This is a genomic window from Cobetia sp. UCD-24C (assembly GCF_001306765.1).
Lineage (GTDB): Bacteria > Pseudomonadota > Gammaproteobacteria > Pseudomonadales > Halomonadaceae > Cobetia > Cobetia amphilecti.
This window is the reverse complement of record NZ_LJTD01000008.1, coordinates 225,130-250,379: the sequence shown is the minus strand read 5'-3', so window position 1 is coordinate 250,379 and position 25,250 is coordinate 225,130. Positions and strand designations below refer to the sequence as shown.

Here is a 25,250-nt window from a genome sequence, read left to right as displayed (position 1 = left end):
TCAGGGGGCAATGTCGGGAGCGGCGGTCTTTCAGATCAGGGGCAGTCCTGATCCGTGCCGACTTGTCACTGTCGATGGCGGGCGGAAACCTCTCCGCGCTGCCCGTTGTTCAGGCCGCTGGCCGCGCGCATGGCGCAGGCTCAGGGCACTGTCTGTCTAGCGTTCAGTCACGCAGCGTGGCGTAGAAAGCCTTGACGTGATCACTCTCGCGATAATTGTCAGTGCCCTTGTCCTTGACGGGAGCCTCTGGCGTGGCCTGGTCCGGAATCACGGCACCGGCCAATGACCCTGCTGCGGCAACCCCTACGGTGCTGGCGCCCAGTACGCGCAGGAATTTGCGGCGCCCCTGGCGCGCCTGGTTATGGCTGTCTTTTGCGTCATCAGTCTTCATGCTGATCTCCTGTCGGCAATGCTGCTGGGTGATGCGAGAAGGTTAGCGTTGCAGTCTCGAATGTTGCTTCACGTCATGCGTGACATCAGTGTCTTGCGTCGGGCGCCACACTGGCTGGCGTGACGAGCTGGACGGCCTCGGCCGTCACCTGCTCGCCAGAGTTGTTTTCGGTCGCCGCATGCAGCGGGATCGAGTCGCCGAGGTTCAGGCGCTCTGCCCGCAGGAAGGCCTGCCCCAGGTAGCCAACGGCGGCATAGAAGGGGCTCTCGCGTCCCGCGAGGTCAGCGCAGCAGCGCTCGCCCCAGCTGGCCACATGGCGGCGGAAGAAATTGACCTGCTCGCCGGGCACCTCATCGATCAGCATGGCCATCACTTCGCACAGTGCGCCGAGGTGATCCTCGGGCTCATGCACGTCACTCTGGCGTTCGAAGCCGAGGCGTTTCAGGTCCTGGCGCAGGGCGACCAGCGGCATCTCCATCAGCGAGCCGGTGAGGTACCAGCTGGCGTAGGGCACTACCTCGCCCTGCACCACGCCTACCAGGCTCTGGAAGAAGTCGTCTTCCAGACGGCGCGAGTCGCTGACGCGGGCGGCCAATGACAGCGACGCCAGCGCGCGCGGCAGTTGCTGCTCGGCGGCCCCGGGCAGGCTGATGGCGTCATGGTCGAGTTCGGCCAGAAAGTCGATCAGTTCCGCATCCGGTGCCGCGCGCAACAGCCGCGCCAGCAGCCGGTAGAGGTCGGCGCGCAATGCCTGCTGTTCTTCACTATGGCTTATCAGAGAGTCGGCCGCAGTGGTGTCAGGTGCACGATCGTCAGTCCCACCTGCTGCAAAGTCGTCGGGAGTCGACGTGGGTGATGTCATTGGCTCAAACCTTGAGTTGGGCATCGGGATTACGTGCCATTTCGTGCCAGATGTCCTTGACGCGGCAGTCGCTGCACATCTTCAGGCGCAGTGCGCCATCGCCCTGGAAGTAGGCATGCGAGGCCAGTTTGGTCTGCATCGCCGTGATGGTGGCGGTGGAGCCGAACGGCGTGCCACAGCTGATGCAGGGGAAGGGCACATCCTGCTTGATCAGCTGCGGTTCGCGGCGCACCTCGGGCTGCGGGGCAAAGCCAGGCGTCAGGGTGATGACCTGCTCAGGGCATGCCTGCTCGCACAGGCCACACTGCACGCAGTCACCTTGAGTGAAGGATAGTGCAGGCGACGTGCGATTGGCCGAGAGGGCGCTGGTCGGGCAGACGGCGACACATCCCTGACACAGCGTGCAGTTGTCGCTGTCGACGTTCACCACGCCGAAGGGCGCGCCTGTCGGCACGGCGACGCTGCCCTGCGCCAGGTCCGCGACCGACAGGGTCGCCAGATGATCGAGCACCCGATTGAGACGTTCGCGCTTGCCGGGGCGTGCCTGCGGCTGACCCAGCAGCCAGTCACGTGCGATCGGCTGGCTGGGCTGCTGCTCTTCTTCGCTGTCCGCGCCCGGTGCCAGAGCGACACATAGCGGCGTGATCAGGGGCAGGGCTTCACTCTCGTTGCTATCCATTTGTGGCAGGGCGGATGGCAAAGAGACGAAGCGGATGCGCGGCTCGCCACTGGCCGCATTGGCAAGCCCCATGCTGTCGAGCAAGGTCAACGCCAGGCGACGTTCGCTATCGAGTTGCTGGTGCTGGCCTGCGGGCAGGTCGTGGGGCAGTTCGACGATGACCTGCGTCGCGCCGAGTGCGAGTGCGGCCAGCCACTCGTCGTGCCCGGTGGCGGAGATTTCCTCGAGGGTGATATCGAGGCAGCGCTCCTGGTCGACACTCGCCAGGGCAGTCTGCGAGGTAGGGGATTGCTCCAGGCGATAGCGCAGCAGCGGGAAGAGGCCACCGCCATCCTGATAACGCTCCAGCAGGCGCTGGATCTGTTCCATGCGCTGCTCGGCCGGAGGCTGGGTGAAGCTCAGCGCGCCGGTCGGGCAGGCGCTGACGCAGCTGGCCGCGCCGTGGCACAGGTAGGGGTCAATCTCGATATGCGCATTGCGACGACCGGCCACCGAGAAAATGGCATCGGCGCTGCACGACGACAGGCAGCGCGTACAGCCGATATTGCCGGCGCTGGAATGCGCGCAGGTATCGAGATTGACGGTCACGTAATTCGGTTTGTCGAAGTTGCCGATTAGGCCCGCGAACTGCATGGCCCAGGCGGTCAGCTGTGACAGTGATTGCTGGGAGGCCTCAGCATCGGCGACCAGCTGATCCAGCTCGGCGATGACGTCCGCGCCGGCGTGCAGATAGCCGGGCGGTGGCAGTTCCGCCTGGTTGAGCGGCTGGCTGGACAGGTCGGCGATCAGGTCGAAATGGGTCGCGCTGCCGGCACCTTGCGGCACCAGCGCGGCAGCCAGATTGACGCCATCACTGGCAAGGCTGAACTGGCCGAGGTGACCGCTCAGCGTGAGCATGTCACGCGGGGCACTGTGCGCAGGCAGCGACTCGCTGGCGGCGAGATGCTGTTCATCCATCGTCACCAGCGCACTGTTGTCCTGCTCACTGATCAAGAGTGCCATCGGCAGCTGAGCAGTAGCCGGCAGGCGGGTCAGCAGACCCGCCAGTGCTCGCACTCGCGCTTCGCTGCCGATGATCACGGTGCGTCCCTGACTGTGATAGCGGATGGGGGCGCTACCGGCATCCGTCGCCAACAGCGGCAGACTGGAGGCAGGCGAGCCACCCATGGCGGATGACAGGGCGCGTTGGCGTGCTTGTTGATTGAGGGCGCGCTGAGCGCTCTCGAGGCTTGAGCTGAGCATCCTCATCCTTATTCGGTCGTGGCGGACCTTGCATGCAAGCTGCCGTCAGGTGGCAGGCGGATGATGCAGGTCCAGGTCGTCGCAGATTCTCGCGGTCTTTCGCGGTCTTTCGCGGTCTTTCGCGGTCAGGGCCGGGTCGGCGATCGACAGTCGTTCAGTGGGGGATTCATGACAGGCCAACCATCTTTGCATGCTGTTGATGACATTGCTGTTTTCACGCCCGGCGAGAAGAGGGGCGCGGTCAGGTCGCGCAGGCACTCATCAGCGCAGGCGGTTGACGTCAGTCATCATCTTCAAGGGTTGGCATGTCATGCTGAATCTTGCATGTGCGTTGCAGTGAGTGCGCCTTGATGAGGCGCGTCAGGGTGACCCATGAGGCATCAGGATGACCTCGGTCAGACGTGTCCGGCTTTCTTGTGGGTCATAATGACTCATGCTGGTTGTGCGGCGCGTCATCCTGACGCCCTGGCGCTGGAGCCGTTTGTCTGTGGGGCCGGCGCCGGGTCACGGCTTGTGGCGGACGCCGCTGTCATCATCTGACGCGGGAGCAGGCTCGCGCGAGTCTTCTGCTGGTATCGCTTGCGGGGCAGGCGACTCGACTATCTCGTAGCTGGGCGTCGCGTGTGTCTCGCCCACTGGCGCCTCACCGTCAGGCGCCTGCTCGGCGATCTGGTCGTCTGTCTCCAGCGTCGTATCCGCCGCCGGTGTCTCGCTTGCCTCATCGAGCTTTTCCAGGCCTTCTTCGACCTTGCGGGTCCAGCTGCGCAGCGTGTCGGCGACACCTTCAGCGAGCGGGCGCATCTGGGAGAAGTCCTGGTCGTAGTCATCCAGCCCATCGCGCACCGAGTGCTCGCCACCCATGAAGATGCGTCGCAGCGCACGCTGGCGTAGCGCCGGGTCCACGCCGCCCTGCATGAAGGCGCTGATGTCGGCGTCTGGAGTCAGGGTGTCGGGGTCTGGCAGCTCGATGACGGGCGCTTCAGCGTTGTCAGCGTCTGCTGCCTGCTGATCGCTCTCGGTTGATGCCTGTTCTGCTGGCTGTTCGGCTGACTGCTCTGCTGCCGAGGAGGGGCTGTCGCCGCCCAGGGCTTCGTGCTGCGAGCCACTCGCTGCAGGGGCGTCAGCGCTGTGGTCAGAGGCGACTCCCACCTGTGACGGCGGGAGGCTGTCGCCCTTGGTCACCTCGGCGCTGTCCGGCTGTGCCAGTTGGTCTTCACGGCGGCTGTCGCCTTGCTTGCGGCGTGACCAGCGCGAGAACAGGCCTTCATTGGCCCGGCTTGCGTTATCGTCGTGATGGCTCATGACGTGCTTTCCGTACCATCACCGGGCTGATGCGCCTTGTTGGGCGTCGCGGCGTGCTGCTCTGCCTGACTGGCGCGCCCGGCGCCCTTGCGTTTCTTCTTGCCTTCGTCGAGTCGTTCGCCGTGACGCGCGAGGTAGGCTTCCAGCCACACCATCAAGGCCGGGGGCATCGGCACGTCCAGCACCAGCTGGTCGCCATCCATCCAATGCGATGCTACCTCCTGACAGGCCGTCACCACGCGGGGCTGCATGCCGTCGGCTTCGCGCTCATCGCATTGGACGAACAGACGCGGCTGCTCGCAGCGCAGGTTGTAGCGGTAATCGGTGCGCTCGGTGAGGTGAAGCTGCAGCGGCAGGATGCGGCGATGCGCTACTTCATCAGCGGTGGCAGGCTCTGCTACGTGCGAGTCTGTTTCTGGCGTTGCAGAGGGCGAGAGGTCGGCAATCCGCCAGGTGTCGATGCTGAAGCGCCCCAGCTTCTGCGTGGTGGGTGCCAGGGTGACGCTCAACCAGCGGGTGTCGTCACTGCGGGGAGGGATGGATTCAGACATGGCTTCCTTGTTCACTGCTGTACCCGCAAGCGGGTCTGAAAAGAATGCTGCGATGGTGCTAGTGTGCAAGATACATGCCGGCGCGTGCGATATCAGGGTCACCGTCAGTCAGTGCGGGGACAGCTCTGCCATCGGACTGGTACTCTACGGCGATTCAGCGCAAGAATTGCCATTCCAACCGGCTCGATCAGGGAGACCCGAGTTCATGATGCCCTCTGCACGGCCAGCGATCAGTCGCGCCACACTACCCACCACGCTGGACATCGAAGTCATGGATGAGCGCGGTGAGCGCCATCAGCAGTCCATTGCCGCCGAGCGCTCGCTGACCATCTATCTCAATCGGCGCGAGATCGTCACCTTGATGACCCTGGGTGCCGAACCTGAGGCGTTGGTGGCCGGTTATCTGCGCAATCAGGGACTGCTGGGTGAGCTTGAGGACCTCGAGGCGCTGCAGGTGGACTGGGAAGTCGAGAGCGCCTCGGTGGTGACGCGTCATCTGCCCGAGGATATCGAGCAGCGCCTCGGCAAGCGCACCGTGACCACCGGCTGTGGGCAGGGCACGGTATTCGGCAATCTGCTGGAGCGCCAATCGCTGGCCGCGCTGGACGCAGGCCCCTTCAGTCAGGCCTTGTTGTATCGCCTGCTGGAGGCGCTGGCGGCGCACAACGCGACCTATCGCAAGGCCGGTGCGGTTCACGGTTGCGCCCTGTGTCGAGATGATGAGGTATTGGCGTTCATCGAGGATGTCGGCCGCCACAACGCCGTCGATACGCTGGCGGGGCTGAGCTGGTTGGCGCCCTTGAGTGATGATGACAGTGATTATCAGGGGGCCAATATCTTCTACACCACCGGCCGCCTGACCTCCGAGATGGTACTGAAGGTGGCTCAGGCGGGGATCTCGGTGCTGGTCTCACGCTCCGGCGTCACGCAGAAGGGGGTGGAGCTGGCGGAACGCTTTGGTGTGTTGTTGATCGCGCGCGCCAAGGGGCGCCACTTCCAGGCGGTGGACCCTGCCGGGCGGCTGGTGCTGGATGCCATCCCGCCGCTGCGTGCAGGTGACGCTCTCAAGTCATCGCGCCATGACGCGTCAGGCAAGCCATCTTCATCAGACGGCGCAGCCGGACATGACAAGGGGGCGCAGTGATGAGTCGTCTTTCTTCGCCGCTGGGCGTCATACCCTCACAGGGCTTTTCCTCTGAACTCGGCGCGCCTTCAGGTGGCTCTGTCGCTGAGTCTTCAGGCGAGCCCCTGAATGCGGCCACCGGCCGGCAGGCTCCGGTCCCCCACGACAACCCCTTTCTGACGGTGCAGGAAGTCGCGCGCCTGCTGCATCTCAACGAAAAGAAGATCTATCAGCTGGCCAGTGACGGGACCATGCCGGCGACCAAGGTGACCGGCAAGTGGTTGTTTCCGCGGCGCCTGGTGGAGCAATGGATTCTCGAGTCCAGCCATCATGGCGTACTGGCGGATCGCCTGATGATCACCGGCAGTGATGACCCGCTGCTGGCCGCGCTCTCCATGCGCCTCAATCAGCAGCATGCCGGTAGCGCCTTCTATGGCATGAGCGTCACCGGCACGCGACTGGGGCTTGATCTGCTCAGCCAGGGGCGTGCTGATGTCTGCGCCATTCACTGGGGGCGCGCGGAAGAGGCAGCGCTGCGTCACCCGGCGCTGATTCGTGGTCACGATGGCTATCGCCAATGGGTGATGGTGCGGCTTGCGCGTCGTACCCAGGGGCTGATCATCCGCAATGATGATCGCCATCTGTCCATCGACCCCAGCGGCCTGTTCGGTTCGCAGCGGCGTTGGGCGGTGCGACAGGAGGGGGCGGGTTCGCAGCGCTTCCTGCAGGAGTGGCTGTCCGGCCATCAGATGCGTGCCGAGCAGCTCAATACCCTGGCGATCGCCTATTCCGAGCGTGAAGTGGCCTCGATGGTGGCGCGGGGCGAGGTGGACGTCGGCCCCGGTACGCTGTCGGCCGCCAATGAGTTCGGCCTCGGCTTCGTGCCGGTCTGTGAAGAGGCCTTCGATCTGGTGGTGCCGCGCAATGTCTATTTCCGCGATCTATTCCAGGGGTTACTGGACTATCTGGCGACGCCGAATGGTATCCAGCTGGCGCAATCCCTCGGTGGCTATGATCTGCGCGAATGCGGTCAGTTGATCTGGCGCGGCGATGCCGCACAGCACGATTGAGACGCTCGGTATCGAGACGCTCAGTATTGAGACGCTGAACGCCCAGCGGGTGCTGGCGGTCAGGACTCGGCAGAAGCCATGAGCGTCTTTGCGACATCCAGAAAAATCGCCCATTAGCGCATGGCTAGTGGGCGATTTTTTTATTTCGGGCTGACGGCGAGCATGGTCAAGCAAGTCCTTGTTTCGAATGGACAGGCCAGGCCACGCTTGCGTTAAGGCAATCTTTACGGTTTAGCTTCCTGCCAGTGTGTCATGTGGCTTATCTCAGCTCATCTCACTTAAACACAGCTCTGCTCACTTCAAATCGGCTCAGCTCGGATCCGAATCATTGCGAGTGCACACCGACAGCACGATGGCATCTTCTTCGCTGGTAGAAACCAGGGCGTGGCCCATGTCGGAGTCGAAATAGATGCTGTCACCCTCGCCCAGCGGCAAGGGTTCATAGAATTCCGAATAGAGCAGAATGCTGCCCGCCAATACCATCAGGAACTCCTCGCCGTCGTGACGCACCCAGTCGGGGAAGTCATCGAAGCTGCGCGCGCGCACGCGAGTCTTGAAAGGAATCATGCGTTTCTGCGCCAGCTGCCAGGACAGCAGCTCGTGCTCATAGGTCGGTGTCGGGTGTGATTTGCCATCACCGACGCGCGTCAGGTCGCGACGCCCGAGAGTGCCACTCTGGCGCTTGGGCGGGCTCAGCAGCTGCGGCAGGTCGATGTTCAGACCATGAATCAGCTTCTGGACCGCCGTGAAGGTCGGCGAGATCTGCTCGTTCTCGATCTTGGACAATGTCGAGCGTGCCAGCCCCGTGCGCTGGCTGACATCTTCCAGCGTCCAATGATGGGAGAGGCGGATCTGCTTCACGCGTTCGCCAAGCTTCAGGGGCTCAACGAAGGGTTTGCGACCGGAGGCGATCCGGACGGCGGCGTCCTTGTCTGTCGGTGTGCTCATGAGAGTGGCTTCGCTATGGGCGTGATATTGGCGGCGTACGACATCGGGTGTCGCAGCGCTGTCAGCTGGCGATAAAGTTTACTATCGGAAACTTTATCGCCAGCTTATCACAGCATGGCAAGCGCGTATCATCCCGACACGTAGCCAACATGGCTGTCCGCGACACCGAAGGCTCGCTGGTGCTCCCATGATGCAGCGACAGGTTTCCTGGCTGCTGGAAACCTGTCGTGAGGTGTGGTGTGCGTCAGTGGAAAAGTCACCGGTGCGGGGAGTGCTCAGCACTAGAACAGCGGGTGGTCACGCTCATCCTCGGCGGGCTTGGCAAGCGGCGGCTGGACGCCGTCTGGTGTGTCAGAGGCGGAGCGGGGTGGGAGGGCATCCACGGTGGGAGGCGCGAGATCGAGCTGGTCTGGCTCGGGTTTCTTTGACTCGGGCCGCTCTGACTTGGGTTGCTCTGAAGGGGGCTGGTCGGGGCGATGGCTGCCGGCACGTGCATCGAGGCCATCCTGCATCGGCAAGCCCGCCAGCGCCTTGAGATGCGCCTCCGTGCTGCGCCCCAGCGCCTCCAGGCAATACCCGCCCTCCAGCACGGAGACGATACGCCCGTGGCAATGACGCCGCGCGACATCCATTGCCAGCAGGGTCACCCAGTAATAGTCGTCATCTTCCAGGCACAGTTCCGCCATCGGGTCTTCGCGGTGTGCATCAAAGCCCGCCGAGATCAGGATCAACTCCGGCTTGAAGTCATCAAGCTTCTTGAGCCACTGGGCTTCAATGGCGCGCCGGAAGGCCAGTGAGCCGCTGCCTTCGCTCAGGGGCGTGTTGTGGATGTGCTCCCAGCGGCTCTCAAGGTAGCGCCAAGGGTACATGGCGTCCTGAAAAGAGGAGCACACCAGGGTATCGGGATCATGCTTGAAGATATCGACGGTGCCGTTGCCTTGGTGCACATCGAAATCGAGGATCGCGATCCGCTTCACGCCGTAATGCTGGCGGGCGTGCAGGGCGCCCACCGCCACGTTGTTGTAGAAGCAGAAGCCCATCGCATCGGCGCGTTCGGCATGGTGGCCCGGTGGGCGTACGGCGCAGAAGACGTTGTCGGCCTGATCGCGCATCACCTGGTCGACCCCGCGTACCACCGCGCCGGCGGCCAGTCGCGCCGCGACCAGGCTATCGGCACACATCACGGTGTCTTCGTTGATGGTCAACAGCTGCCCGGCCTGGGGCGGACATTTCTCCAGCGCCTGCAGGTGGCGCATGGGATGCACGCGCGCCAGCTGCTCAAGCGTTGCCGCTCGCGCACTGTATTGCTGGACATGCTGAATCACGCCGCTCAGCGCCAGCTGACGCTCGATGGCCTGCAGACGCAGTGGGCTTTCGGGATGGGTGGGGCCCATGAAATGCTGACCGCAGTCGCGATGGGATATGTAGGAGGTGATCATCGGCATGCCTGCGTGAGTGTGCGGGTCATAATGGTCTGCACCATGACGTAACAGTAAGAGTCGTCAATGGCATGAGCCAGTCGCCGATGGTCTACCTTGTTTCACGCATGAAGGGCGCGAGGATGGCTGTTCAGACCTGCGCTTTCGCGGCATGCTGCTCATATCGCGCTGACGAGGCGCAACCGCTGACAGGACAAGCCTATGGGAACGCGATTTCTGCGCAATTTCTTCGAGCCCGCCAGTATCGTGGTGATCGGCGCCTCGGAAAAGCCGCATTCACTAGGTGGGCAGGTACTGCGCAATCTGCTTGAAGGGGGCTTCAAGGGCGCCCTGACGGTGGTCAACCCCAAGGGATATGAGACGGTGCATGGCGTGGCGTGCGTCAAGCGGGTCAGTGAGCTGGAACAGGTGCCGGACCTGGCCATTCTGTGCTCACCGCCGGATACCTTGCCGCGTGTGGTCGAGAAGCTGGGCCGGCGCGGCGTCAAGGCGGCGCTGCTGATTTCGGGAGGTGTTGCGCCGACACCGGTCAGCTCGCTGGCCCGCGTCACCGGCAAGGGGCTTGAGATGCTGTCACGCCGCGACGGGCTGAACTTCTCTGCCCCGCGCCTGCCGGGCAGTCACAGGTCCACTACGGGCAAGCCAGGCCCCGAACCCTCCGTCACCGAGGCGTCGTCTTTGAATGAGGCCGGTGAGCCTGCCGCGCCGAGCGCCGAGCGCTACCCGCGGATCGCCGACAGCACGGACGACGTGCTGGATGCCTCGCAGGCACGAGAGCCGGGTGTCGAAGTTCCGCGTATCCACCGTGATCAGGAAAGCCTCAACAGTCGGTTGCTCAAGGCCGCCCGTGGCAGTGGGATTCGCCTGCTCGGGCCGGAATGCATGGGCATCTGCGTGCCCAACCGCCACCTGAATGCCTCCTTCAGCGGGCAGCCAGTGGCCAAGGGTAAGGTCGCCTATCTCGGCCAGTCGGGGATGCTGGGCAATGCGATGATCGACTGGGCGGCAGGGCGCGGCATCGGCTTCTCGCATCTGGTGACCCTGGGCGACAGCGTCGATGTGATGCTGCCCGATCTGATCGACTACCTGAACCAGTACGGGCCGTCGCAGGCCTTGCTGTTGCACCTGGAGCGCATTCACGACCCGATGCACTTCATGACCGCGCTGCGCGAGGCATCCCGCAATCGACTGGTGCTGGCGATCAAGAGCGGCCGTACCCCGGAAGCCGACCTGTTCGGCACACATGTCACGCGTGGCGTGCCCAATCGCGACCGGATCGTCGATGTTGCCCTCGCGCGTGCCGGGGTGGTGCGCGTCAATGACAGCGAAGACATGTTCGATGCGCTGGAGACACTGAATCGCATGAAGCCGTTGCGCGGTGATCGACTGGCGATCGTCTCCAATGGGTTGGGCCCGGCCTTGCTGGCCATCGATAAGCTGATGGCGGGCGGCGGCAAGCTGGCCGAGCTGAGCGAGGAGAGCCGCCAGGCGCTGCTCAAGGCCGAGCTGGATGTCAGCCTGCCGGGGCGCAATCCGGTGGATCTGGGCGGCAATGCCACGCCGGAAGATTTCCTGGCCGCGGTCAACATCGTGGCCAATGACCGTGGCGTGGACGCCGTGCTGGTCGTGCATGCGCCGACACGCCTTGCTCCTTCACGGGCAACGGCCGAGGCGCTGGTGGCGCATCGCAAGCAATTCCGACGCAACCTGCTGACCAGCTGGATGGGGCTCGAGCAGGCGCTTTCGGCCCGCCATGAATGCCATCTGGCCGGCATCCCGACCTATCTGTCGCCGGAGAAGGGCGTCAAGGCCTTCCTGCAGATGGTCGATTACCACCGTGTGCAGACACTGTTGCAGCAGACGCCGCCGAGTCTGGCCTTCTCGACCAGTGCCGAGATTCGCGCCCGCGCCCATGACCTGGTGCACAGCGCGCGGCGTGCGGGCCGGGAATGGTTGACTCACTCGGAGACGGCGCAGGTGCTCGATACCTACGGCATCGCCACCGCGCCCAGTCGCTATGTGCTCGACGCCGCCGAAGGCGCGCGCGCCATCGTCGAGTTGCAGCGTTCTGCCACGGATGACGACAAGCCTTCTCGGCAGGGCCCCTATGCGCTGCGCGTGGTGCATGAACACAACAGCCAGCCGTTCCGCTATCGCCGCTACCCACAGCGGCTGTCTTCCGGCGTGGTGCAGGACCTTTCCGGTCCGGAGGACATCGCGCTGGCGATTCGCCGCATCACCCAGAAGGTGGCGGAGGGCGATGCCGAGCGCGGCCGCAGTGATCACGAGCGCACGCGCATTCATGAGTTCTGCCTGCAGCCGATGCAGCGTGGCAAACACTCGCTGCAGTTGAGCGCAGGCATCACGCGCGATGACGAATTCGGCCCGGTGATCGTGTTCGGCATCGGCGGTTACAAGGTCAATGTGCTGGCGGACCGCCAGGTCGCCTTGCCGCCCCTTAACATGACACTGGCGCGTGAGCTGATCTCGCGCAGCCATGCCTCCCGCCTGATCGCCGAGCACTCGCCGGACCCGGAGCGCGATTTCGAGCGCGTCAGCACGCTGTTGATCAAGCTCTCACAGTTGGCATCGGATTTGCCTGACATAAGAGGGTTGGAAATCAATCCGTTGTTGCTCAACCGCGAGGAAGCCGTGGCGGTGGACTTCGCGCTGGATCTCGGCAAACCGGCCCGTTTCGCGATCATGCCGTATCCGGAAGAGCTCCGTGAATGGGTGTCGCTGGACAATGGCATGCACGTCGAGGTGCGCCCGATACGCGGCGAGGATGCGCCCTTGATCACGGCCTTCCATGCCCGGCTCTCAGAGGAGAGCATTCGTTTCCGCTACTTCCATCACAAGGCGGCGCTGACGCAGCGAGATCTCGCGTTGCTTGCCCAGATCAATTACGACCGTCAGATGGCCTTCATCGCCGAGCGTGAAGTGGAAGCCCAGTCAGGTGAGTCGCCGCAGCGCGAGATGCTGGGGGTGGTGCGGGTATGGAATGACCCGGACAACATTCGCACTGAATTCTCCGTCATCATCCGGGATGACATGCAAGGCGAGGGAATCGGCAGTCTGCTGATGGAGAAGATGCTGCGCTATTGCCGCTCGCTGGGCACGCTGGAGATGGTCGGCAAGATCATGATCGACAACCACCCGATGCGTGCCCTGATGAAGCACCTCGGTTTCACCTGCCGCTACAACATGGAGGAGCAGGTCATCGATGCCAGCATCCGTCTCAACGAGCCAGTCAGTGATTGGCAGCGCCTGAGGCTGGAAGCCAAGGCCTGATGCGCCTTGTTGGTGCATGGGCTTGTGCAAGGGCCTGTTGATAGGCGCATGCGTAGGCTTGCCAGGCGGTTCTCGGCAACACGCAATGCGTCAGGGGATGGAGAGCAATAGACCAATAACAACGTGCAATGTCGTGATTCAGGGAGGTATCAGCGAGAAGCGTCAAGGGCATACCACCTTGGTCGTATAAACGTCTGTTCGTGTTTGAGCGCTTATCAATAAAACTGTATTGTAATTACAAATATAAGAATCCTTTATGGATAATGGCGCAGGGGATGACACAGTATTCTGTCAGCAGGTCGGCAAGCGATGCTTGCGGCCAGATTGCGCGATGTCAGCGGCAGGGCGAGCCATTCTCCCTGCCGGATTGAGTGCGTAATGGACAGAATCCGTGGATATTTCCTGCCCGCTGACGACAGGAAAGCCAATGACTGACACTCGCGACGTGAAGATTCGAGTGCGCAATCTGAGCAAGGTGTTCGGCAATCAGCCCGACAAGGCGCTCAAATTGCGTGATGAGGGCATGAAACGCCCCGAGATTCTCGAGAAGACTGGCCAGACGTTGGGGCTTTCCAACGTGGACTTTGATGTGATGGAAGGCGAGTTGCTGGTCATCATGGGGCTGTCCGGCTCCGGGAAATCGACCCTGATCCGCTGCCTGAACCGGTTGATCGAGCCGACCGAGGGCGAGATCCTCATCGACGGCGATGATGTCGCCAAGCTGGATGACAAGTCGCTGCTGCGCTGTCGTCGCAAGCATTTCTCGATGGTGTTCCAGAATTTCGCGCTCTTCCCGCACCGCACCGTGCAGCAGAATGCTGAGTTCGGGCTTGAGGTGCGCGGCGAGGAGAAGGAAGTCTGTTATCAGCGCGGTCGCGATGCGCTCAAGCAGGTCGGCCTTGATGGCTGGGAAGATGCCTACCCCAGCCAGCTCTCCGGTGGCATGCAACAACGTGTCGGCCTGGCACGAGCGCTGGCCAACGACTCCACGGTGCTGTTGATGGATGAGGCCTTCTCGGCGCTTGATCCCCTGATCCGCAAGGACATGCAGCAGGAATTGCTGGCGCTGCAGCACAAGATGAAGAAGACCACCATCTTCATCACCCACGACCTTGATGAAGCCCTCTCCATCGGCGACCGCATCATCCTGCTCAAGGATGGCGAGATCGTGCAGATCGGCTCCCCCGAAAGCATCCTCACTTCCCCGGCCAATGATTATGTGGCGCGCTTCGTCGAAGGCGTCGACATGTCGCGCATCCTCACTGCCCGCTCGGCGATGACCGATGTCCGTGCCACCGCACGTGATGATGATGGCCCGCGCACGGCGCTGCGCAAGATGGGCGACAACGGCCTCGACAGCCTGTTCGTGGTGCGCCGCGATCGCACTGTGCTCGGGATCATCACCGCCGAGGATACCGAACGTGCCGTGCGCGAGAATCTCACTGATCTCTCGAGCATCATCCACTCGGATTGCTGTCAGGTCTCGCCGGAAGAACCGCTGCACAACCTGTTCGCGATGTTTGCCGGTCATCACCATCCGCTGGCGGTGGTCGATGAGCAATCCCGCCTGTTGGGCGTGGTGATCAAAGGGTCCGTACTCGCGGAACTGGCGGAAGCAGGGGAGGCACACGCATGAGCGACGCAACCGGTTTTACCATCCCGAAGATAGAGCTGGGTGACTGGATCGAGACGGGGCTTGATTACCTGACGACCAACTACTCCAGCATCACGCGCGGCATCTCCAAGTTCACCGAGACCGGCATCGATGTCCTGAACGATGCGCTGATGTGGCTGCCCGAGTGGGCGCTGATCGCCCTGGTGACGCTGCTGTGCTGGCGGCTGGCCGGCACGCGCCTGGCCATCGGTTCCGTACTGGGGCTCGGACTGATCTGGAACCTGGATCTGTGGGACCCGATGATCGAATCGCTGACCCTGGTGGTGATCGCCACCCTGGTCGCCGTGGTCATCGCGGTACCGCTGGGGATACTGGCGGCACTCTCGGACCGCTTCTACAAGGTCATCATGCCGGTGCTGGATTTCATGCAGACCATGCCGGCCTTCGTCTACCTGATTCCGGCGATTCCCTTCTTCGGCATCGGCTCGGTCTCCGCCATCTTCGCCACCGTGATCTTCTCGATGCCGCCGGCGATTCGCTTCACCACGCTGGGCATTCGTCAGGTGCCCAATGACCTGATCGAAGCGGCCGATGCCTTCGGTGCCACCCGCAGCCAGAAGCTCTTCAAGCTGCAGCTGCCGCTTTCGCTGCCCACCGTGATGGCCGGCATCAACCAAACCATCATGCTGGCACTGTCGATGGTGGTGATCGCGGCCATGATCGGCGCCGATGGCCTGGGGAATGAGGTCTGGAAAGCCATCCAGCGCCTGCGCCCGGGAGATGGTTTCGAAGCGGGCATCGCGGTGGTCATCCTGGCCATGCTGCTCGACCGCCTGACCCAGACCTTCAGCAAGGAAAAGAAGCCTCGTTCATAAGGGGATTCACCAGTGGCCTCCGTGCGCTTTGTGGCAATACGGAGGCCGCCTCGAGCACTTTCCATACCCGACTCAACGTTTGGCCGTCGACACGCGTTTTTCGACAGGCGTGCTTCGATAAACAATGAGTAAATTCGAATAAAGGGGAAAATGATGAACAAGCAAGATGCCTCCCGCACTACCTTGAACGTCACCGCGAAGATGAATGCCGCCACCAAGGCATTGCTGCTCGGCGCTGTCATGTCCTCCTCACTGGCCGGGGCAAGCGCCGTGTATGCCGCTGGTGACAAGGGCGATGTGACGCTGGCCTACGTCGAATGGTCCTCTGAAGTCGCCTCCACCAATGTGGTCAAGGCGGTGCTCGAATCACAGGGCTACAACGTCGAACTCAAGGCGCTGTCTGCGGCGGCGATGTTCCAGGCGGTCGCCTTCGGCGATGCCGATGGCATGGTCGGTGCGTGGCTCCCCACCACCCACGAAGACTACATGGCCAAGATCGCCGACAAGGTCGACGACCTGGGCGTCAATCTCGAAGGCACCAAGCTGGGGCTGGTCGTGCCGTCCTACAGCAAGCTCGAGACCATCGACGACATCAAGACCCACGCCGAGGATATCGATGAGCGCATCGTCGGCATCGAGCCGGGCGCAGGTCTGACGCGTCTGACCGAGCAGGTCTTGGAGGACTACGCGCTCGAGGACATCGACCTGACCACCGGCAGCGGCGCGACCATGACCGCCGCGCTGAGCAATGCGATCAAGGGTGAGCGTGAGATCGTCGTCACCGGCTGGACGCCGCATTGGATGTTTGCCCGTTGGGATCTCAAGTATCTGGATGACCCGAAGGGCGTCTACGGCGGTGCCGAGGAGATTCACACCCTGGCGCGCAAGGGACTCGAGGAAGACATGCCGGAGGTCTACGCGATTCTCGACAACTTCGCTTGGACCCCGGCTGACATGGGCGAAGTGATGCTCAACAACCAGGAAGACGACGCTGACCCCTACGAAACCGCCAAGGCGTGGGTGGAAAGCCATCAGGACATCGTCAAGGAATGGCTGCCGGCCGCGGCTGAATAATGCCTGGCGCATGACTCACTGAGTCATGAATGACGAAACGCCCCCACAGGAGACCCTGTGGGGGCGTTTCGTTGTGTGCCTGCAGATGACGCGTCACTCACACTCGGCGGGCTCAGACTTGATCAGAACGGACAGGGACTGCGCACTTCCATGCGCTCACCGCTCACCGGGTGATCGAAGCTGATCATCTCGGCATGCAGCATCAGGCGCTCGGCCATGAAGAAGGCCTCATCCGTCGCATAGAGATCGCAGCCCAGGATCGGGTGGCCGATCTGCTGGCTATGGATGCGCAACTGATGCGTGCGACCTGACACCGGCGTGAATTCGACTCGCGTGCGCGCCGGATTCTCCAGGCGCTCGATGACGCGGAAATCGCTGATGGCGGTCTTGCCGGTCTCGTGGCAGATCTTCTGCAGCGGGAACTGGTCGACGTCCTTGGCGATGGGCAGCGAGATGCGCCCGCTGTCCTCCTCCAGATGGCCATGCAGGATCGCGGTGTAGGACTTGCCGATATTGCGGTCCTGAAACTGGCGGGTCAGGTTGCCATTGGCCGGCTTGTTGAGCGCGACCAGCATGATGCCGGAGGTGCCGAAATCCAGCCGATGCAGCAGCTTGGCGCTGGGGTATTCCTTGACCAGGCGATGATGCAGCGAATCCAGATTGAGCGGATGCTTGCCGGAAAGGCTGAGCAGGCCACTGGGCTTGTGGATCAGCAGGATGTCATCGTCGGCGTACAGCACCGCGTAGGTTTCGTGGCAGACGGGAACGATGAACGGGTCGGCTTGTGGCTGCATAAAGGCTCGTCAGTGACGTCAAGGTGGGCGGGGCGAAACGGCAAGTGGGCGCTGGCGCGGTCTAGAGCACCAATGTGGTCTAGAGCGAGATATCCTGCCAGTGATACTCGTACTCATCGTCCTCACCATCCTCTGGCGCACGACCGATGAAGAGGCTGGCGGTAAAGGCGCGCACGAAGATCACCTGGCTGCCATCCAGGGCGGTCAGCAGCTCACCCTTCTTGAGCTTCTTGATCTTGCGCTTGCGCGTCGCGGCAGCATCACGCGCCGCGCGGGTGTCGGCGCGCCATTGGGCGGCAATCTCACCGGGCGCCGTCGACTGTTCGAGCAGCTCTTCCGGGCATTGCAGCGGAATGTCTGGCGTGCCTTCGTCACGAATATGGTATTCCCAGCGGCTGGGGTCACCATTCTTGGGGGCCTGCATCAGGTGCTGGCGAATGAAGGTATGGCCGTGAGGGTGCTCCAGCACGGTATACAGCACATTGCCGACCACGGCGTGATCGACCAGCGAGATGCCATGACTGTCGGACGGCGTATAGCCGGCCAGCAGACGGTCTACCAGTGTCTGACGTGCCACCTTGGGGGTGCCGCTGTCATCCCAGGCCATGAAGCCTCCAATCTGAGCGTGTCTGGCATCGCAGGCCATGTCGGGTGCGCTATGAAGGGCGCAGGCTGACTGGCGTTCGAGAGGCCGAAAGGGCGGCCATTGTCCGGCTTGTGTCCAGCAAGGGCAAGTCGCTGACCGCGCGAATCTGCACCGTGGGGTCTCAAGGGATAGCGCAATCGATAGCAGTAGCGGCACCCGGACGGTAACCCGAACGGCAACGCAAGAGGCCCCGCATGAGCGGAGCCTCGAGAAGAGCGCCTGTTGTGGCGCAGACTGGCTATCGGCACAGACTGGCTAGCGGGTCAGGGCGCCAGCAGTTGCTTGTGCCATTCGCCGTCTTCCGTGTCCAGGCGCTGGTAGCGCACGCGATCGTGCAGGCGCGAGGGCTGCCCCTGCCAGAATTCGATCATCTCCGGCACCACGCGATAGCCGCCCCAATGCTCCGGACGCGGCACCTCGGTGGTGGCATAGACCTGCTCGAAGCGACCCTGGCGCTCGCTGAGCCACTCGCGATCGGGAATCTCGACACTCTGCTGAGAGACCCAGGCGCCCAGCTGGCTTTCCTTGGGGCGTGAGGCGAAGTACTGATCGGAGGTGGCATCCGCGACCTTCTCGACGCTGCCTTCGATGCGCACCTGGCGCTCCAGCGCGGGCCACCAGAAGGTCAGCGCAGCGAAGGGCACATTGGCCAGTTCGCTGCCCTTGTGGCTCTGATAGTTGGTATAGAAGATGAAGCCTTCACTGTCGCAGCCCTTGAGCAGCACGATGCGCGCATGCGGCTTGCCCTGGCTGTCGACGGTGGAGAGCGTCATGACATTGGCGTCGTTGTCATCGGCGGACAGGGCGCTGGTCAACCACTCCTGAAACAGCTCGAAGGGTTCCAGCGGCGTGTTCGCAAGGCTCAGGCCATCACCGGAATAGGTTCTGCGCACATCGGCGATATCGCGGTTCATGGTGGGCTCCCTTGATGAATTGCTCATGTAATGACATGACTGTGACCGCTCACGTGCTGGATCGCAAGCCTCAGACACCGCCCAGCTGCAGCCACGCCATGTAAAGCCCGGTACCGACGGCAATCGAGAGCAGCGCATTGCGTCGCCACAGATGCAGTCCTGCCACGCAGAGGGCCGCGACCAGCATGCCAGCGCCCTCGGCGCTTACGAGCCAGCTTTGCCAGGCCGAGATGCGGTGCGCGGACTCTGACATGTCAGGCAGTTGCATGGCCGACAGCGAGACGATGATCAGCACGACCATGACGATGGCCGGCAGATAGCGGCCCATATGCAGAATCAGCGGATGGGCCGAATGGCGGGACAGAAACACGAAGGGCAGCGCGCGCGTGGCGAAGGTCGCACCGGCTGACACGGCGATCAACAGCAAGGCCTGCAGGGTCGTCATGGGGTGGTGTGCTCCGAGGCTTGATTGTGCTCAGTCTGGCACGCGCCAGACTTGCCGTGTGGGGGATGATCGTCACGCGGGGCTGGCGTGACGTGTGGCTGATGTTTGCCACGCTGGTAATGATATTGCCCGAGCAGGAGAGCGCAGGCTGCCGCGATGCTGCCCAGTAACAGCTGATCTTCCGGCAGCAGCCACAGGCCCGCGAGCGTGACCACCAGGCCGAGCATGAAGGGCCAGCGCTCGCGCAGGGCGAACCACTGTTCGATGCCCAGCACCACGAACAGCGCCGTCAACGCGAACTCGATGCCGCTGCTGTCAAAGCTGAGCTGTCCGGCTGCCAGACCCAGCAGCGTCCCCAGTACCCACCAGGATTGGTTGAGGAAGGTGATGCGCAACATCAGGCGCTGGTCATCACGGCGCGCCACGGGATCATCGCGTTCGCCGCTGCGCGGCAGGCTGGCCAGCAGCGAGTAGGTTTCATCGGTCAGCCCGAAGATGAGGTAAAGCTTGCCAAGGCCCGCCGCGCGGAAGCGCTCCAGCAGCGACAGGCCGTAGAAGAGATGGCGCGAATTGAGCAGCAGCGTGGCCACGAAGACCTCAGTGATGCCGGCGCCTGCACCGAGCAATGCTACCGCCAGAAACTGGCCGGCCCCAGCCAGGATGACCAGTGACATGAGAAGGCCCAGCCAGGGGCTCAACGGCAGCTGGGTGAACAGCACGCCGAAGGCAGCGCCCAGCGGGATATAGCCGAACATCACCGGCAGGGTCTGGTTGAGTGCCTGCTGCCATAGGTGGCGACTGCTGACGGGATGCCGGTGAGGCGAGCCCGCACCGGCGTCGTCGTCCCGGGAGGCGTGCGAGGTACTGGCCGTGAATGGCGATGACATGGCGAGAGTTCCGTTCTGCGCAGGCGAGGTGAAGACGGGCGGCACATGCAGGGGGGCCTTCAAGAGGCCGAGTCCCGGTAAGCCGCGGACAATCTACGCAGCATATAATGTCATCAAGCGTCAGGCGATGCTGCCAAGGTGGCAGCTGGCAGTGGAAAGTGCTGAATCAGCGCTTCATTGCTGATATTTCACATGTCTCATGCCGGCAGGGCGGATTGATTTACCGTGAGCCGCCAGACCGAGTCCACCTATACTGGCCTGTAGTCGCTCGTTGGCTGTCATCACTGCCTGACCGCATGCTATGCCACCAAAAGTTCATTCGCTGAGGGAGTCATCAGGATGAGTTCGAACCGATCCCGCAAGTCCTCGTCTGAGACGTTACTTACCGATCAGCGCGTGCCTTCGCCGCTGCGCAGTGTCGTGATTTGGGGGCTGGCCATCCGGCTGTTTCACCTGCTGCTGATTCTGGCGATCATCGGCATGTGGTACACCGCCGAGGTGGGCGCAGGGCTCGATTTCCCGATGGTCTGGCACGCACGGTTGGGATATTGCGTGATCGGGCTGGTGGTGTTTCGCGTCATCTGGGGGCTGGTGGGCAGCGGGCATGCTCGCTTCAGCCGCTTCGTGGCGTCACCGCGCACGACCTGGCGTTACGCCGCTGATTTCCTGACGGGGCGCGCGCCACGCCATGCAGGCCACAATCCCCTGGGGGGCTGGATGACCCTGGTCATGTTGCTGGTGCTGGCGATTCAGGCCTCGAGCGGGCTGTTTCTCACCGATGATCTGCTGTTCGAAGGGCCCCTGCATGATCGGGTCTCAACGAGTGTCGCCGAGGGGCTGGCCTGGGTGCATCACACCAATATCACGCTGCTGTGGGGGCTGATCGCCCTGCATCTGATGGCCATCGTCTGGCATGGCCTGCGCGGTGAGTGGTTGATTTGGGCGATGGTGCATGGCCGCAAGCATTTCAGGCGCGATGAGTCGGTGGCAGACGAGGGTGAGCCAGTGCCACCTTCACGCCCACGCAGGTGGCTCGCGCTGGGGTTGGCGATCGGTATTGCCGTTGTGGTCATCTGGCAGGGGGCGCAGTTGCCGTAAGCTCTGCTCACTCCTGCTCTCGCCCTCAAGTATGCCAAGACGCAAAAGCGCCGCCACGAGCAATCTCATGGCGGCGCTTTTGCTTCTTGACGGAGCTTTGGCTATCTCAGTCAGCGCGATACTGCTGATGACAGCCCTTGCAGGTCTTGGCTGTCTCGACGAACTGGCTGCGCAGGGCGTCAAGGTCCTGACTGGCGGCGGCGTCGGCCAATGCCCGGCTCTGGGTCATCAGCGCCTCTGCACGCTTGTCGAAGCCTGCACGGTCGCTCTCTATCTTGCTCAGCGCGTCGGTATCACCGTCGTAGGAACCGGCGATGAATCCCTCCCATGGCATCTGCGCCAACAGCACCAGTCGCTCGGCGCGAGTGCGAAACTCCTCGGCATCATAATCCTGCTTGCCCTTGACCATCGCGCCCATCGGACTGAACTGCCACGCCAGCGTCTGGAAGACTGCCTGGCGATACTGGATGGCATCTTCCGTCTTGTCAGCCAGTGCCGCAGGCGACGCCAACAGGCTGGCAAGCACCACGCCAGCCGCCAGCACGCCAGTGCTCAGGCGGTAGCGCGAAATGCCCGCAGGGCAGTAAAAAGACAAATGTGTTGTCAGGCCGATCATGGCAAAGCCTCGCTGTGGTCAACTCGCAAAGCCGATACAGCATGGGCGGCTCGCGATGGTTGAGGAGACACGCTGGAAGAAGCGGTGGGTAGCGGTAGGGAAAGCGGCAAGCCGCCGTGGGAAGGCGCAAACCGATACCCGCCATTCTAGTCGGCTATTTTACGGCTATTCTAGTCGCTTATTTTAGTCGGCTATTCTAGCCGAACAAGGCACGACGAGAAGGGCGGGCAATGGAGAGGCCAGGGCTTGATCAGGCCTGCGGCTGACGCTTGAGGTTGCGCGAGCGGAAACGGGCGTAAGCCATGCTGGAAATGAACAGCCCCAGTGCCGCCAGTGCTTCCAGAACGCCGATGACGGAGTGGCCAGGCACACCGGCCAGCATCACGCCCTGCATGATGTAGAGCAGGCTGACGAAGGCCAGCCAGACATGACCACGTGCCCGGCGGGTGAAGATGGCGGGCAGAAACAGTGCGATGGGCAGCAGGCGGATCAACAGCGGCAGCAGGCCGCTGTTCTCGCTCTGCGCCATCAGCTGAATGCCGCCGATCAGCAGCAGCAGGGCGACGGCCGCAAAACTTGCGATCACACCGCGACGGCTCTTGGCTTCGAGCGTGTCGAGGCCCTGCTCACGTTCCAGTCGTTCAAGCCAGGCGCGCATCTATTTCGTCTCCCTGATAGGTTGCATGGCAAGGGCCAGGCGAGCGATACGCTTACCTTGCGCCAGTGCCAGGCGCTGTTCGTTGTCATCGACATCGTTGTCGCCACGCTTGCCACTGACGTGGGTCGTGCCGTAGGGCGTGCCGCCCTGGGTGGTCTCGAGCAACTCGGTGGCGCTGTAGGGCACACCGGCATACACCATGCCATGATGCAGCAGCGGGATCAGCATGGTGATCAGCGTGGTTTCCTGACCGCCATGCAGAGAGCTTGAGGCACTGAAGGCAGTGGCGGGCTTGTCGATCAAGGCGCCGTTCATCCACAGCTCGCTGGTGGAGTCCAGGAAGTACTTGAGCGGCGCCGCCATGTTGCCGAAGCGGGTCGGGCTGCCCAGCGCGAGGCCCGAACAGTGACGCAGGTCGTCAAGCTCGACATACATGGCCCCGCTGTCGGGGATTTCCGGCTCGGTCTGCTCGCAGGTGGCCGAGATCTCGGGCACCCGGCGCAGGCGTGCCTCGACACCGCTGATGGACTCGATGCCGGCGGCAATCTGCTCGGCCAGCGTGCGGGTCGCACCATGGCGCGAGTAATAGAGGACGAGGACGTACGGCGTCGCGTCGGGGGGCGTTGCGGACATGAGCTTCCTCAGGTGGATGACAATCTATCGAAAGGGGCAAGCGCGGCGCTTGCGTGAGCACACCCTGTCATCAGGGGATCAGGCGTCGCTCAACAGCACCAGCACATCTTCGGGCGGGCGACCGATGACGGCACGCGTGCCATCATCGAGGATCGGCCGCTGCATCAATTTCGGCGTTGCGGCAATCGCGTCAAGGCGTTGCGCATCGCTGGGGTCTACAAGACCCAGTGCCTTCCACTCGGCTTCGTTCTCACGGGTCAGAGCCCGCGCGCCGCCTTCCACTCGGGCGGCCAGGGCCTCGAGCTGCTCACGATCGAGGGGGTCTTCCAGGTAGCGGACGGTCTCGAAGGCATCGCCCTCGAGGCGCGCGGTCAAAAGCGCCAGTGTTTCCCGTGACTTGGAGCAGCGTGGGTTATGGTAGAGTTTCAATATTGACATGACTGTCTCCGTTTCCGGACAGGTGATGGGTTTCACGCAAGCGCTACTGGCCATGGCCGGCGGTGGCGAATGAATCAGGCACGCATTGTAGAGGGGCGCACAAGAATGCCACAACTGCCAGGGATCTCGCGGGTCATGCCCGCCATCGGCGTCATCCTCAAGCTGGTATCACGTTTCAACTATCACGACGGCAAGAAGACCGCGTCGGCACTGACCTATACGACGCTTTTCGCCATCGTGCCCTTGATGACGGTCATCTATGCGATGTTCGCCGTCATTCCGAGTTTCGACGGCGTGGGCGACCAACTGCAGACCACGGTGTTCTCCCAGTTTCTGCCCTCGACCGGCGCCACGGTGCTCGAATATCTCAACGAATTCTCCGGTCAGGCGCGCAATCTGACCTCGGTGGGTCTGATCTTCCTGTTCGTGACCTCGGTGATGATGATGATCACCATCGAAGGCGCCTTCAATGCCATCTGGCAGGTGCCGGAAGGGCGCAAGGGACTGTCGAGCTTTCTGATGTACTGGGCCGTCCTGACGCTGGGGCCGCTGATGCTGGGCTCGGGCTTTTTGCTGTCGTCCTTTCTGACCTCGCTGTCCTTCTTCGACTCGGCCGCCGAGATGCTGGGCGGAAAGGCCCTGTTGCTGCGTCTATTGCCGCCGCTGTTGAGCGCTGCGGCCTTCACCTTCATCTATGCCGCGGTGCCCAACTGCAAGGTTCGCCTGCGTGACGCCGCGGTCGGCGCGCTGACCACGGCGCTGGCACTTGAGCTGGCCAAGGCGGGCTTCTCGCTGTACGTGACGCATTTCCCGTCCTATCAGGCCATCTACGGCGCCTTCGCGGCCGTTCCGCTCTTCCTGCTGTGGGTGTTCCTGTCCTGGTGCATCGTGCTGCTGGGGGCGGAAGTCGCGGCCTGGATGGGCGAGCGCTCCAACGCTGACTGGCATCGCTGGCCGCCGTTCTGGCAGACCCTCGGCGCCGTGATGCTGCTCAAGGATGCCCATGAGCGCGGTGAGCCGCTGTCCGATGATCGCCTCACGGAAGTGCTGGGCAGTCGTTATCGTCGTGTGCTCAAGCCGCTGATCGCCGAGAACATCGCCAGTCAGACCCAGGATGGCCAATGGGTGCTCGGGCGTGATCTCAGCCATTACTCGCTGTGGGAGATGGCGCACGCCTTGCCTTGGGAACTGCCGGCCGGCGAGGCGGGCGAAGCGCCGCATCCGCGTCTGGAACCCCTGCGTGAGGCGCTGGCGCGCGCGCGTGCCGCCGAGAAGGAGCGCATGACCTGTGGCCTGGTCGAGGTGTTGCCCAGTGTCGGTGAGGTGGGTGATGAGGCCATGGCTCAGGAGGAAAAAGAACTGCAAGATCCGCGACTTGCGACTTCCTGAGCGGCACTGGAACGCGATTGCAAGGTGACAGCCTGAAGTCGAATGGGCAGAATGCGCACCCTGTGCCGTCTGCTCGCCCCGACGGGGGTTGAGGCGGATACCGATGCCCCGATATCGAAAGCGATGACGCCAATGAAAAGGCCCGACACCTGTTCGGGCCTTTTCCTTTGTCTCTCGCACATCAACCGGAACCGCTTGCCTGCCTTGCCGCAATTCGGCCTGTACGCTGGAGAGCCTGACTGAGGTGTGAGCGAGGTAAGGGCGAGGTAT

Annotated in this window: 23 protein-coding genes and 1 pseudogene; 8 read left to right on the top strand and 16 right to left on the bottom strand. The window is 62.8% G+C overall.

The features are described from left to right. Positions 1-163 precede the first annotated feature (163 nt). From AOG28_RS13085 to AOG28_RS13065, 5 genes are all read right to left on the bottom strand, one after another. Complete coding sequence (locus AOG28_RS13085) at positions 164-391, bottom strand: hypothetical protein (protein WP_054556716.1); 228 nt, start codon at positions 389-391, stop codon at positions 164-166. An 85-nt stretch (positions 392-476) separates the two neighbouring features. Next, entirely contained in the window at positions 477-1,253 is a 777-nt protein-coding gene (locus AOG28_RS13080) for a TorD/DmsD family molecular chaperone (protein WP_082388778.1), read from the bottom strand. A 4-nt stretch (positions 1,254-1,257) separates the two neighbouring features. Continuing rightward, positions 1,258-3,174: a 4Fe-4S dicluster domain-containing protein gene (locus AOG28_RS13075; RefSeq protein ID WP_054556715.1), complete on the bottom strand. Its 1,917-nt coding sequence runs from the start codon at positions 3,172-3,174 to the stop codon at positions 1,258-1,260. 504 nt (positions 3,175-3,678) lie between these two features. Then, on the bottom strand, positions 3,679-4,476 hold the full coding sequence (locus AOG28_RS13070; protein ID WP_054556714.1) for a DUF3306 domain-containing protein: 798 nt from the start codon (positions 4,474-4,476) through the stop codon (positions 3,679-3,681). Next, complete coding sequence (locus AOG28_RS13065) at positions 4,473-5,027, bottom strand: DUF3305 domain-containing protein (RefSeq protein ID WP_054556713.1); 555 nt, start codon at positions 5,025-5,027, stop codon at positions 4,473-4,475. The genes AOG28_RS13070 and AOG28_RS13065 overlap by 4 nt, the downstream gene beginning before the upstream one ends. Positions 5,028-5,235: 208 nt before the next feature. Here AOG28_RS13065 and AOG28_RS13060 point away from each other — a divergent pair, with 208 nt between their 5' ends. Together AOG28_RS13060 and AOG28_RS13055 are read left to right on the top strand one after the other, a co-directional pair. Continuing rightward, positions 5,236-6,171 carry a formate dehydrogenase accessory sulfurtransferase FdhD gene (locus tag AOG28_RS13060; protein WP_054556743.1) on the top strand — a complete coding sequence of 312 codons (936 nt, stop codon included), beginning with the start codon at positions 5,236-5,238 and terminating at the stop codon, positions 6,169-6,171. Continuing rightward, positions 6,171-7,220: a helix-turn-helix transcriptional regulator gene (locus AOG28_RS13055; protein WP_082388777.1), complete on the top strand. Its 1,050-nt coding sequence runs from the start codon at positions 6,171-6,173 to the stop codon at positions 7,218-7,220. Before AOG28_RS13060 ends, AOG28_RS13055 begins: the two co-directional genes overlap by 1 nt. A 309-nt stretch (positions 7,221-7,529) precedes the next feature. On the opposite strand, the gene AOG28_RS13050 is transcribed toward AOG28_RS13055, so the two are convergent. Both AOG28_RS13050 and AOG28_RS13045 read right to left on the bottom strand, forming a co-directional pair. Further along, positions 7,530-8,168, bottom strand: a complete 639-nt coding sequence (locus AOG28_RS13050) for a helix-turn-helix domain-containing protein (protein ID WP_054556712.1) — start codon at positions 8,166-8,168, stop codon at positions 7,530-7,532. Positions 8,169-8,674: 506 nt separating this feature from the next. Further along, positions 8,675-9,607: pseudogene (locus tag AOG28_RS13045) on the bottom strand (histone deacetylase family protein); the annotation flags it as partial. A 201-nt stretch (positions 9,608-9,808) separates the two neighbouring features. Between AOG28_RS13045 and AOG28_RS13040 the strand changes: the two are divergent. From AOG28_RS13040 to AOG28_RS13025, 4 genes are all read left to right on the top strand, one after another. Continuing rightward, positions 9,809-12,898 (top strand): bifunctional acetate--CoA ligase family protein/GNAT family N-acetyltransferase, encoded by a 3,090-nt coding sequence (locus AOG28_RS13040; protein WP_054556711.1) that lies wholly within the window; start codon positions 9,809-9,811, stop codon positions 12,896-12,898. Positions 12,899-13,325: 427 nt separating this feature from the next. Continuing rightward, complete coding sequence (locus AOG28_RS13035) at positions 13,326-14,534, top strand: quaternary amine ABC transporter ATP-binding protein (RefSeq protein WP_043333554.1); 1,209 nt, start codon at positions 13,326-13,328, stop codon at positions 14,532-14,534. Next, positions 14,531-15,388, top strand: a complete 858-nt coding sequence (locus AOG28_RS13030; RefSeq protein WP_043333557.1) for an ABC transporter permease — start codon at positions 14,531-14,533, stop codon at positions 15,386-15,388. The genes AOG28_RS13035 and AOG28_RS13030 overlap by 4 nt, the downstream gene beginning before the upstream one ends. Positions 15,389-15,541: 153 nt before the next feature. Beyond that, the gene (locus AOG28_RS13025; RefSeq protein WP_054556710.1) at positions 15,542-16,462 is read left to right on the top strand and encodes a glycine betaine ABC transporter substrate-binding protein; all 921 of its coding nucleotides are present in this window, start codon (positions 15,542-15,544) and stop codon (positions 16,460-16,462) included. A gap of 122 nt (positions 16,463-16,584) precedes the next feature. On the opposite strand, the gene AOG28_RS13020 is transcribed toward AOG28_RS13025, so the two are convergent. From AOG28_RS13020 to AOG28_RS13000, 5 genes are all read right to left on the bottom strand, one after another. After that, on the bottom strand, positions 16,585-17,256 hold the full coding sequence (locus AOG28_RS13020; RefSeq protein ID WP_054556709.1) for an RluA family pseudouridine synthase: 672 nt from the start codon (positions 17,254-17,256) through the stop codon (positions 16,585-16,587). A gap of 79 nt (positions 17,257-17,335) precedes the next feature. Further along, positions 17,336-17,863 (bottom strand): hypothetical protein, encoded by a 528-nt coding sequence (locus AOG28_RS13015; RefSeq protein ID WP_054556708.1) that lies wholly within the window; start codon positions 17,861-17,863, stop codon positions 17,336-17,338. A 302-nt stretch (positions 17,864-18,165) separates the two neighbouring features. After that, positions 18,166-18,816, bottom strand: coding sequence for a pyridoxamine 5'-phosphate oxidase (gene pdxH, locus AOG28_RS13010; protein WP_043333565.1), 651 nt, complete (start codon positions 18,814-18,816; stop codon positions 18,166-18,168). A gap of 70 nt (positions 18,817-18,886) precedes the next feature. Beyond that, complete coding sequence (locus tag AOG28_RS13005; RefSeq protein WP_054556707.1) at positions 18,887-19,261, bottom strand: branched-chain amino acid transporter permease; 375 nt, start codon at positions 19,259-19,261, stop codon at positions 18,887-18,889. Further along, positions 19,258-20,148 carry an AzlC family ABC transporter permease gene (locus AOG28_RS13000; RefSeq protein WP_082388775.1) on the bottom strand — a complete coding sequence of 297 codons (891 nt, stop codon included), beginning with the start codon at positions 20,146-20,148 and terminating at the stop codon, positions 19,258-19,260. The genes AOG28_RS13005 and AOG28_RS13000 overlap by 4 nt, the downstream gene beginning before the upstream one ends. Positions 20,149-20,487: 339 nt before the next feature. Between AOG28_RS13000 and AOG28_RS12995 the strand changes: the two genes are divergently transcribed. Continuing rightward, positions 20,488-21,246, top strand: coding sequence for a cytochrome b/b6 domain-containing protein (locus AOG28_RS12995; protein WP_054556706.1), 759 nt, complete (start codon positions 20,488-20,490; stop codon positions 21,244-21,246). Positions 21,247-21,352: 106 nt separating this feature from the next. Here the strand turns inward: AOG28_RS12995 and AOG28_RS12990 are convergent, their stop codons facing one another. The 4 genes from AOG28_RS12990 to AOG28_RS12975 all read right to left on the bottom strand — a co-directional run bounded on the left by AOG28_RS12990 (position 21,353) and on the right by AOG28_RS12975 (position 23,591). After that, positions 21,353-21,862, bottom strand: coding sequence for a c-type cytochrome (locus tag AOG28_RS12990; protein WP_082388774.1), 510 nt, complete (start codon positions 21,860-21,862; stop codon positions 21,353-21,355). 250 nt (positions 21,863-22,112) lie between these two features. Further along, positions 22,113-22,520 (bottom strand): DUF2069 domain-containing protein, encoded by a 408-nt coding sequence (locus AOG28_RS12985; RefSeq protein WP_054556704.1) that lies wholly within the window; start codon positions 22,518-22,520, stop codon positions 22,113-22,115. Then, on the bottom strand, positions 22,521-23,153 hold the full coding sequence (gene wrbA, locus AOG28_RS12980; RefSeq protein ID WP_054556703.1) for an NAD(P)H:quinone oxidoreductase: 633 nt from the start codon (positions 23,151-23,153) through the stop codon (positions 22,521-22,523). A gap of 78 nt (positions 23,154-23,231) precedes the next feature. Beyond that, positions 23,232-23,591 (bottom strand): arsenate reductase family protein, encoded by a 360-nt coding sequence (locus tag AOG28_RS12975; RefSeq protein ID WP_043333573.1) that lies wholly within the window; start codon positions 23,589-23,591, stop codon positions 23,232-23,234. Between the two features lie 105 nt (positions 23,592-23,696). Here AOG28_RS12975 and AOG28_RS12970 point away from each other — a divergent pair, with 105 nt between their 5' ends. Then, positions 23,697-24,980: a YihY family inner membrane protein gene (locus AOG28_RS12970; protein WP_160317879.1), complete on the top strand. Its 1,284-nt coding sequence runs from the start codon at positions 23,697-23,699 to the stop codon at positions 24,978-24,980. Positions 24,981-25,250 lie beyond the last annotated feature (270 nt).

Coding starts and splice junctions, on each gene's coding strand:
- AOG28_RS13070 (WP_054556714.1), bottom strand. CDS start 4,476: ATGAGCCATCACGACGATAACGCAAGCCGGGCCAATGAAGGCCTGTTC.
- AOG28_RS13055 (WP_082388777.1), top strand. CDS start 6,171: ATGAGTCGTCTTTCTTCGCCGCTGGGCGTCATACCCTCACAGGGCTTT.
- AOG28_RS13025 (WP_054556710.1), top strand. CDS start 15,542: ATGAACAAGCAAGATGCCTCCCGCACTACCTTGAACGTCACCGCGAAG.
- AOG28_RS13075 (WP_054556715.1), bottom strand. CDS start 3,174: ATGCTCAGCTCAAGCCTCGAGAGCGCTCAGCGCGCCCTCAATCAACAA.
- AOG28_RS13020 (WP_054556709.1), bottom strand. CDS start 17,256: ATGCAGCCACAAGCCGACCCGTTCATCGTTCCCGTCTGCCACGAAACC.
- AOG28_RS13000 (WP_082388775.1), bottom strand. CDS start 20,148: ATGTCATCGCCATTCACGGCCAGTACCTCGCACGCCTCCCGGGACGAC.
- AOG28_RS12975 (WP_043333573.1), bottom strand. CDS start 23,591: ATGTCAATATTGAAACTCTACCATAACCCACGCTGCTCCAAGTCACGG.
- wrbA (WP_054556703.1), bottom strand. CDS start 23,153: ATGTCCGCAACGCCCCCCGACGCGACGCCGTACGTCCTCGTCCTCTAT.
- AOG28_RS13005 (WP_054556707.1), bottom strand. CDS start 19,261: ATGACGACCCTGCAGGCCTTGCTGTTGATCGCCGTGTCAGCCGGTGCG.
- AOG28_RS13035 (WP_043333554.1), top strand. CDS start 13,326: ATGACTGACACTCGCGACGTGAAGATTCGAGTGCGCAATCTGAGCAAG.
- AOG28_RS13040 (WP_054556711.1), top strand. CDS start 9,809: ATGGGAACGCGATTTCTGCGCAATTTCTTCGAGCCCGCCAGTATCGTG.
- AOG28_RS12985 (WP_054556704.1), bottom strand. CDS start 22,520: ATGCGCGCCTGGCTTGAACGACTGGAACGTGAGCAGGGCCTCGACACG.
- AOG28_RS13015 (WP_054556708.1), bottom strand. CDS start 17,863: ATGGCCTGGGATGACAGCGGCACCCCCAAGGTGGCACGTCAGACACTG.
- AOG28_RS13080 (WP_082388778.1), bottom strand. CDS start 1,253: ATGACATCACCCACGTCGACTCCCGACGACTTTGCAGCAGGTGGGACT.
- AOG28_RS13030 (WP_043333557.1), top strand. CDS start 14,531: ATGAGCGACGCAACCGGTTTTACCATCCCGAAGATAGAGCTGGGTGAC.
- AOG28_RS13085 (WP_054556716.1), bottom strand. CDS start 391: ATGAAGACTGATGACGCAAAAGACAGCCATAACCAGGCGCGCCAGGGG.
- AOG28_RS13065 (WP_054556713.1), bottom strand. CDS start 5,027: ATGTCTGAATCCATCCCTCCCCGCAGTGACGACACCCGCTGGTTGAGC.
- pdxH (WP_043333565.1), bottom strand. CDS start 18,816: ATGAACCGCGATATCGCCGATGTGCGCAGAACCTATTCCGGTGATGGC.
- AOG28_RS12990 (WP_082388774.1), bottom strand. CDS start 21,862: ATGATCGGCCTGACAACACATTTGTCTTTTTACTGCCCTGCGGGCATT.
- AOG28_RS13050 (WP_054556712.1), bottom strand. CDS start 8,168: ATGAGCACACCGACAGACAAGGACGCCGCCGTCCGGATCGCCTCCGGT.
- AOG28_RS13060 (WP_054556743.1), top strand. CDS start 5,236: ATGCCCTCTGCACGGCCAGCGATCAGTCGCGCCACACTACCCACCACG.
- AOG28_RS12995 (WP_054556706.1), top strand. CDS start 20,488: ATGAGTTCGAACCGATCCCGCAAGTCCTCGTCTGAGACGTTACTTACC.
- AOG28_RS12970 (WP_160317879.1), top strand. CDS start 23,697: ATGCCACAACTGCCAGGGATCTCGCGGGTCATGCCCGCCATCGGCGTC.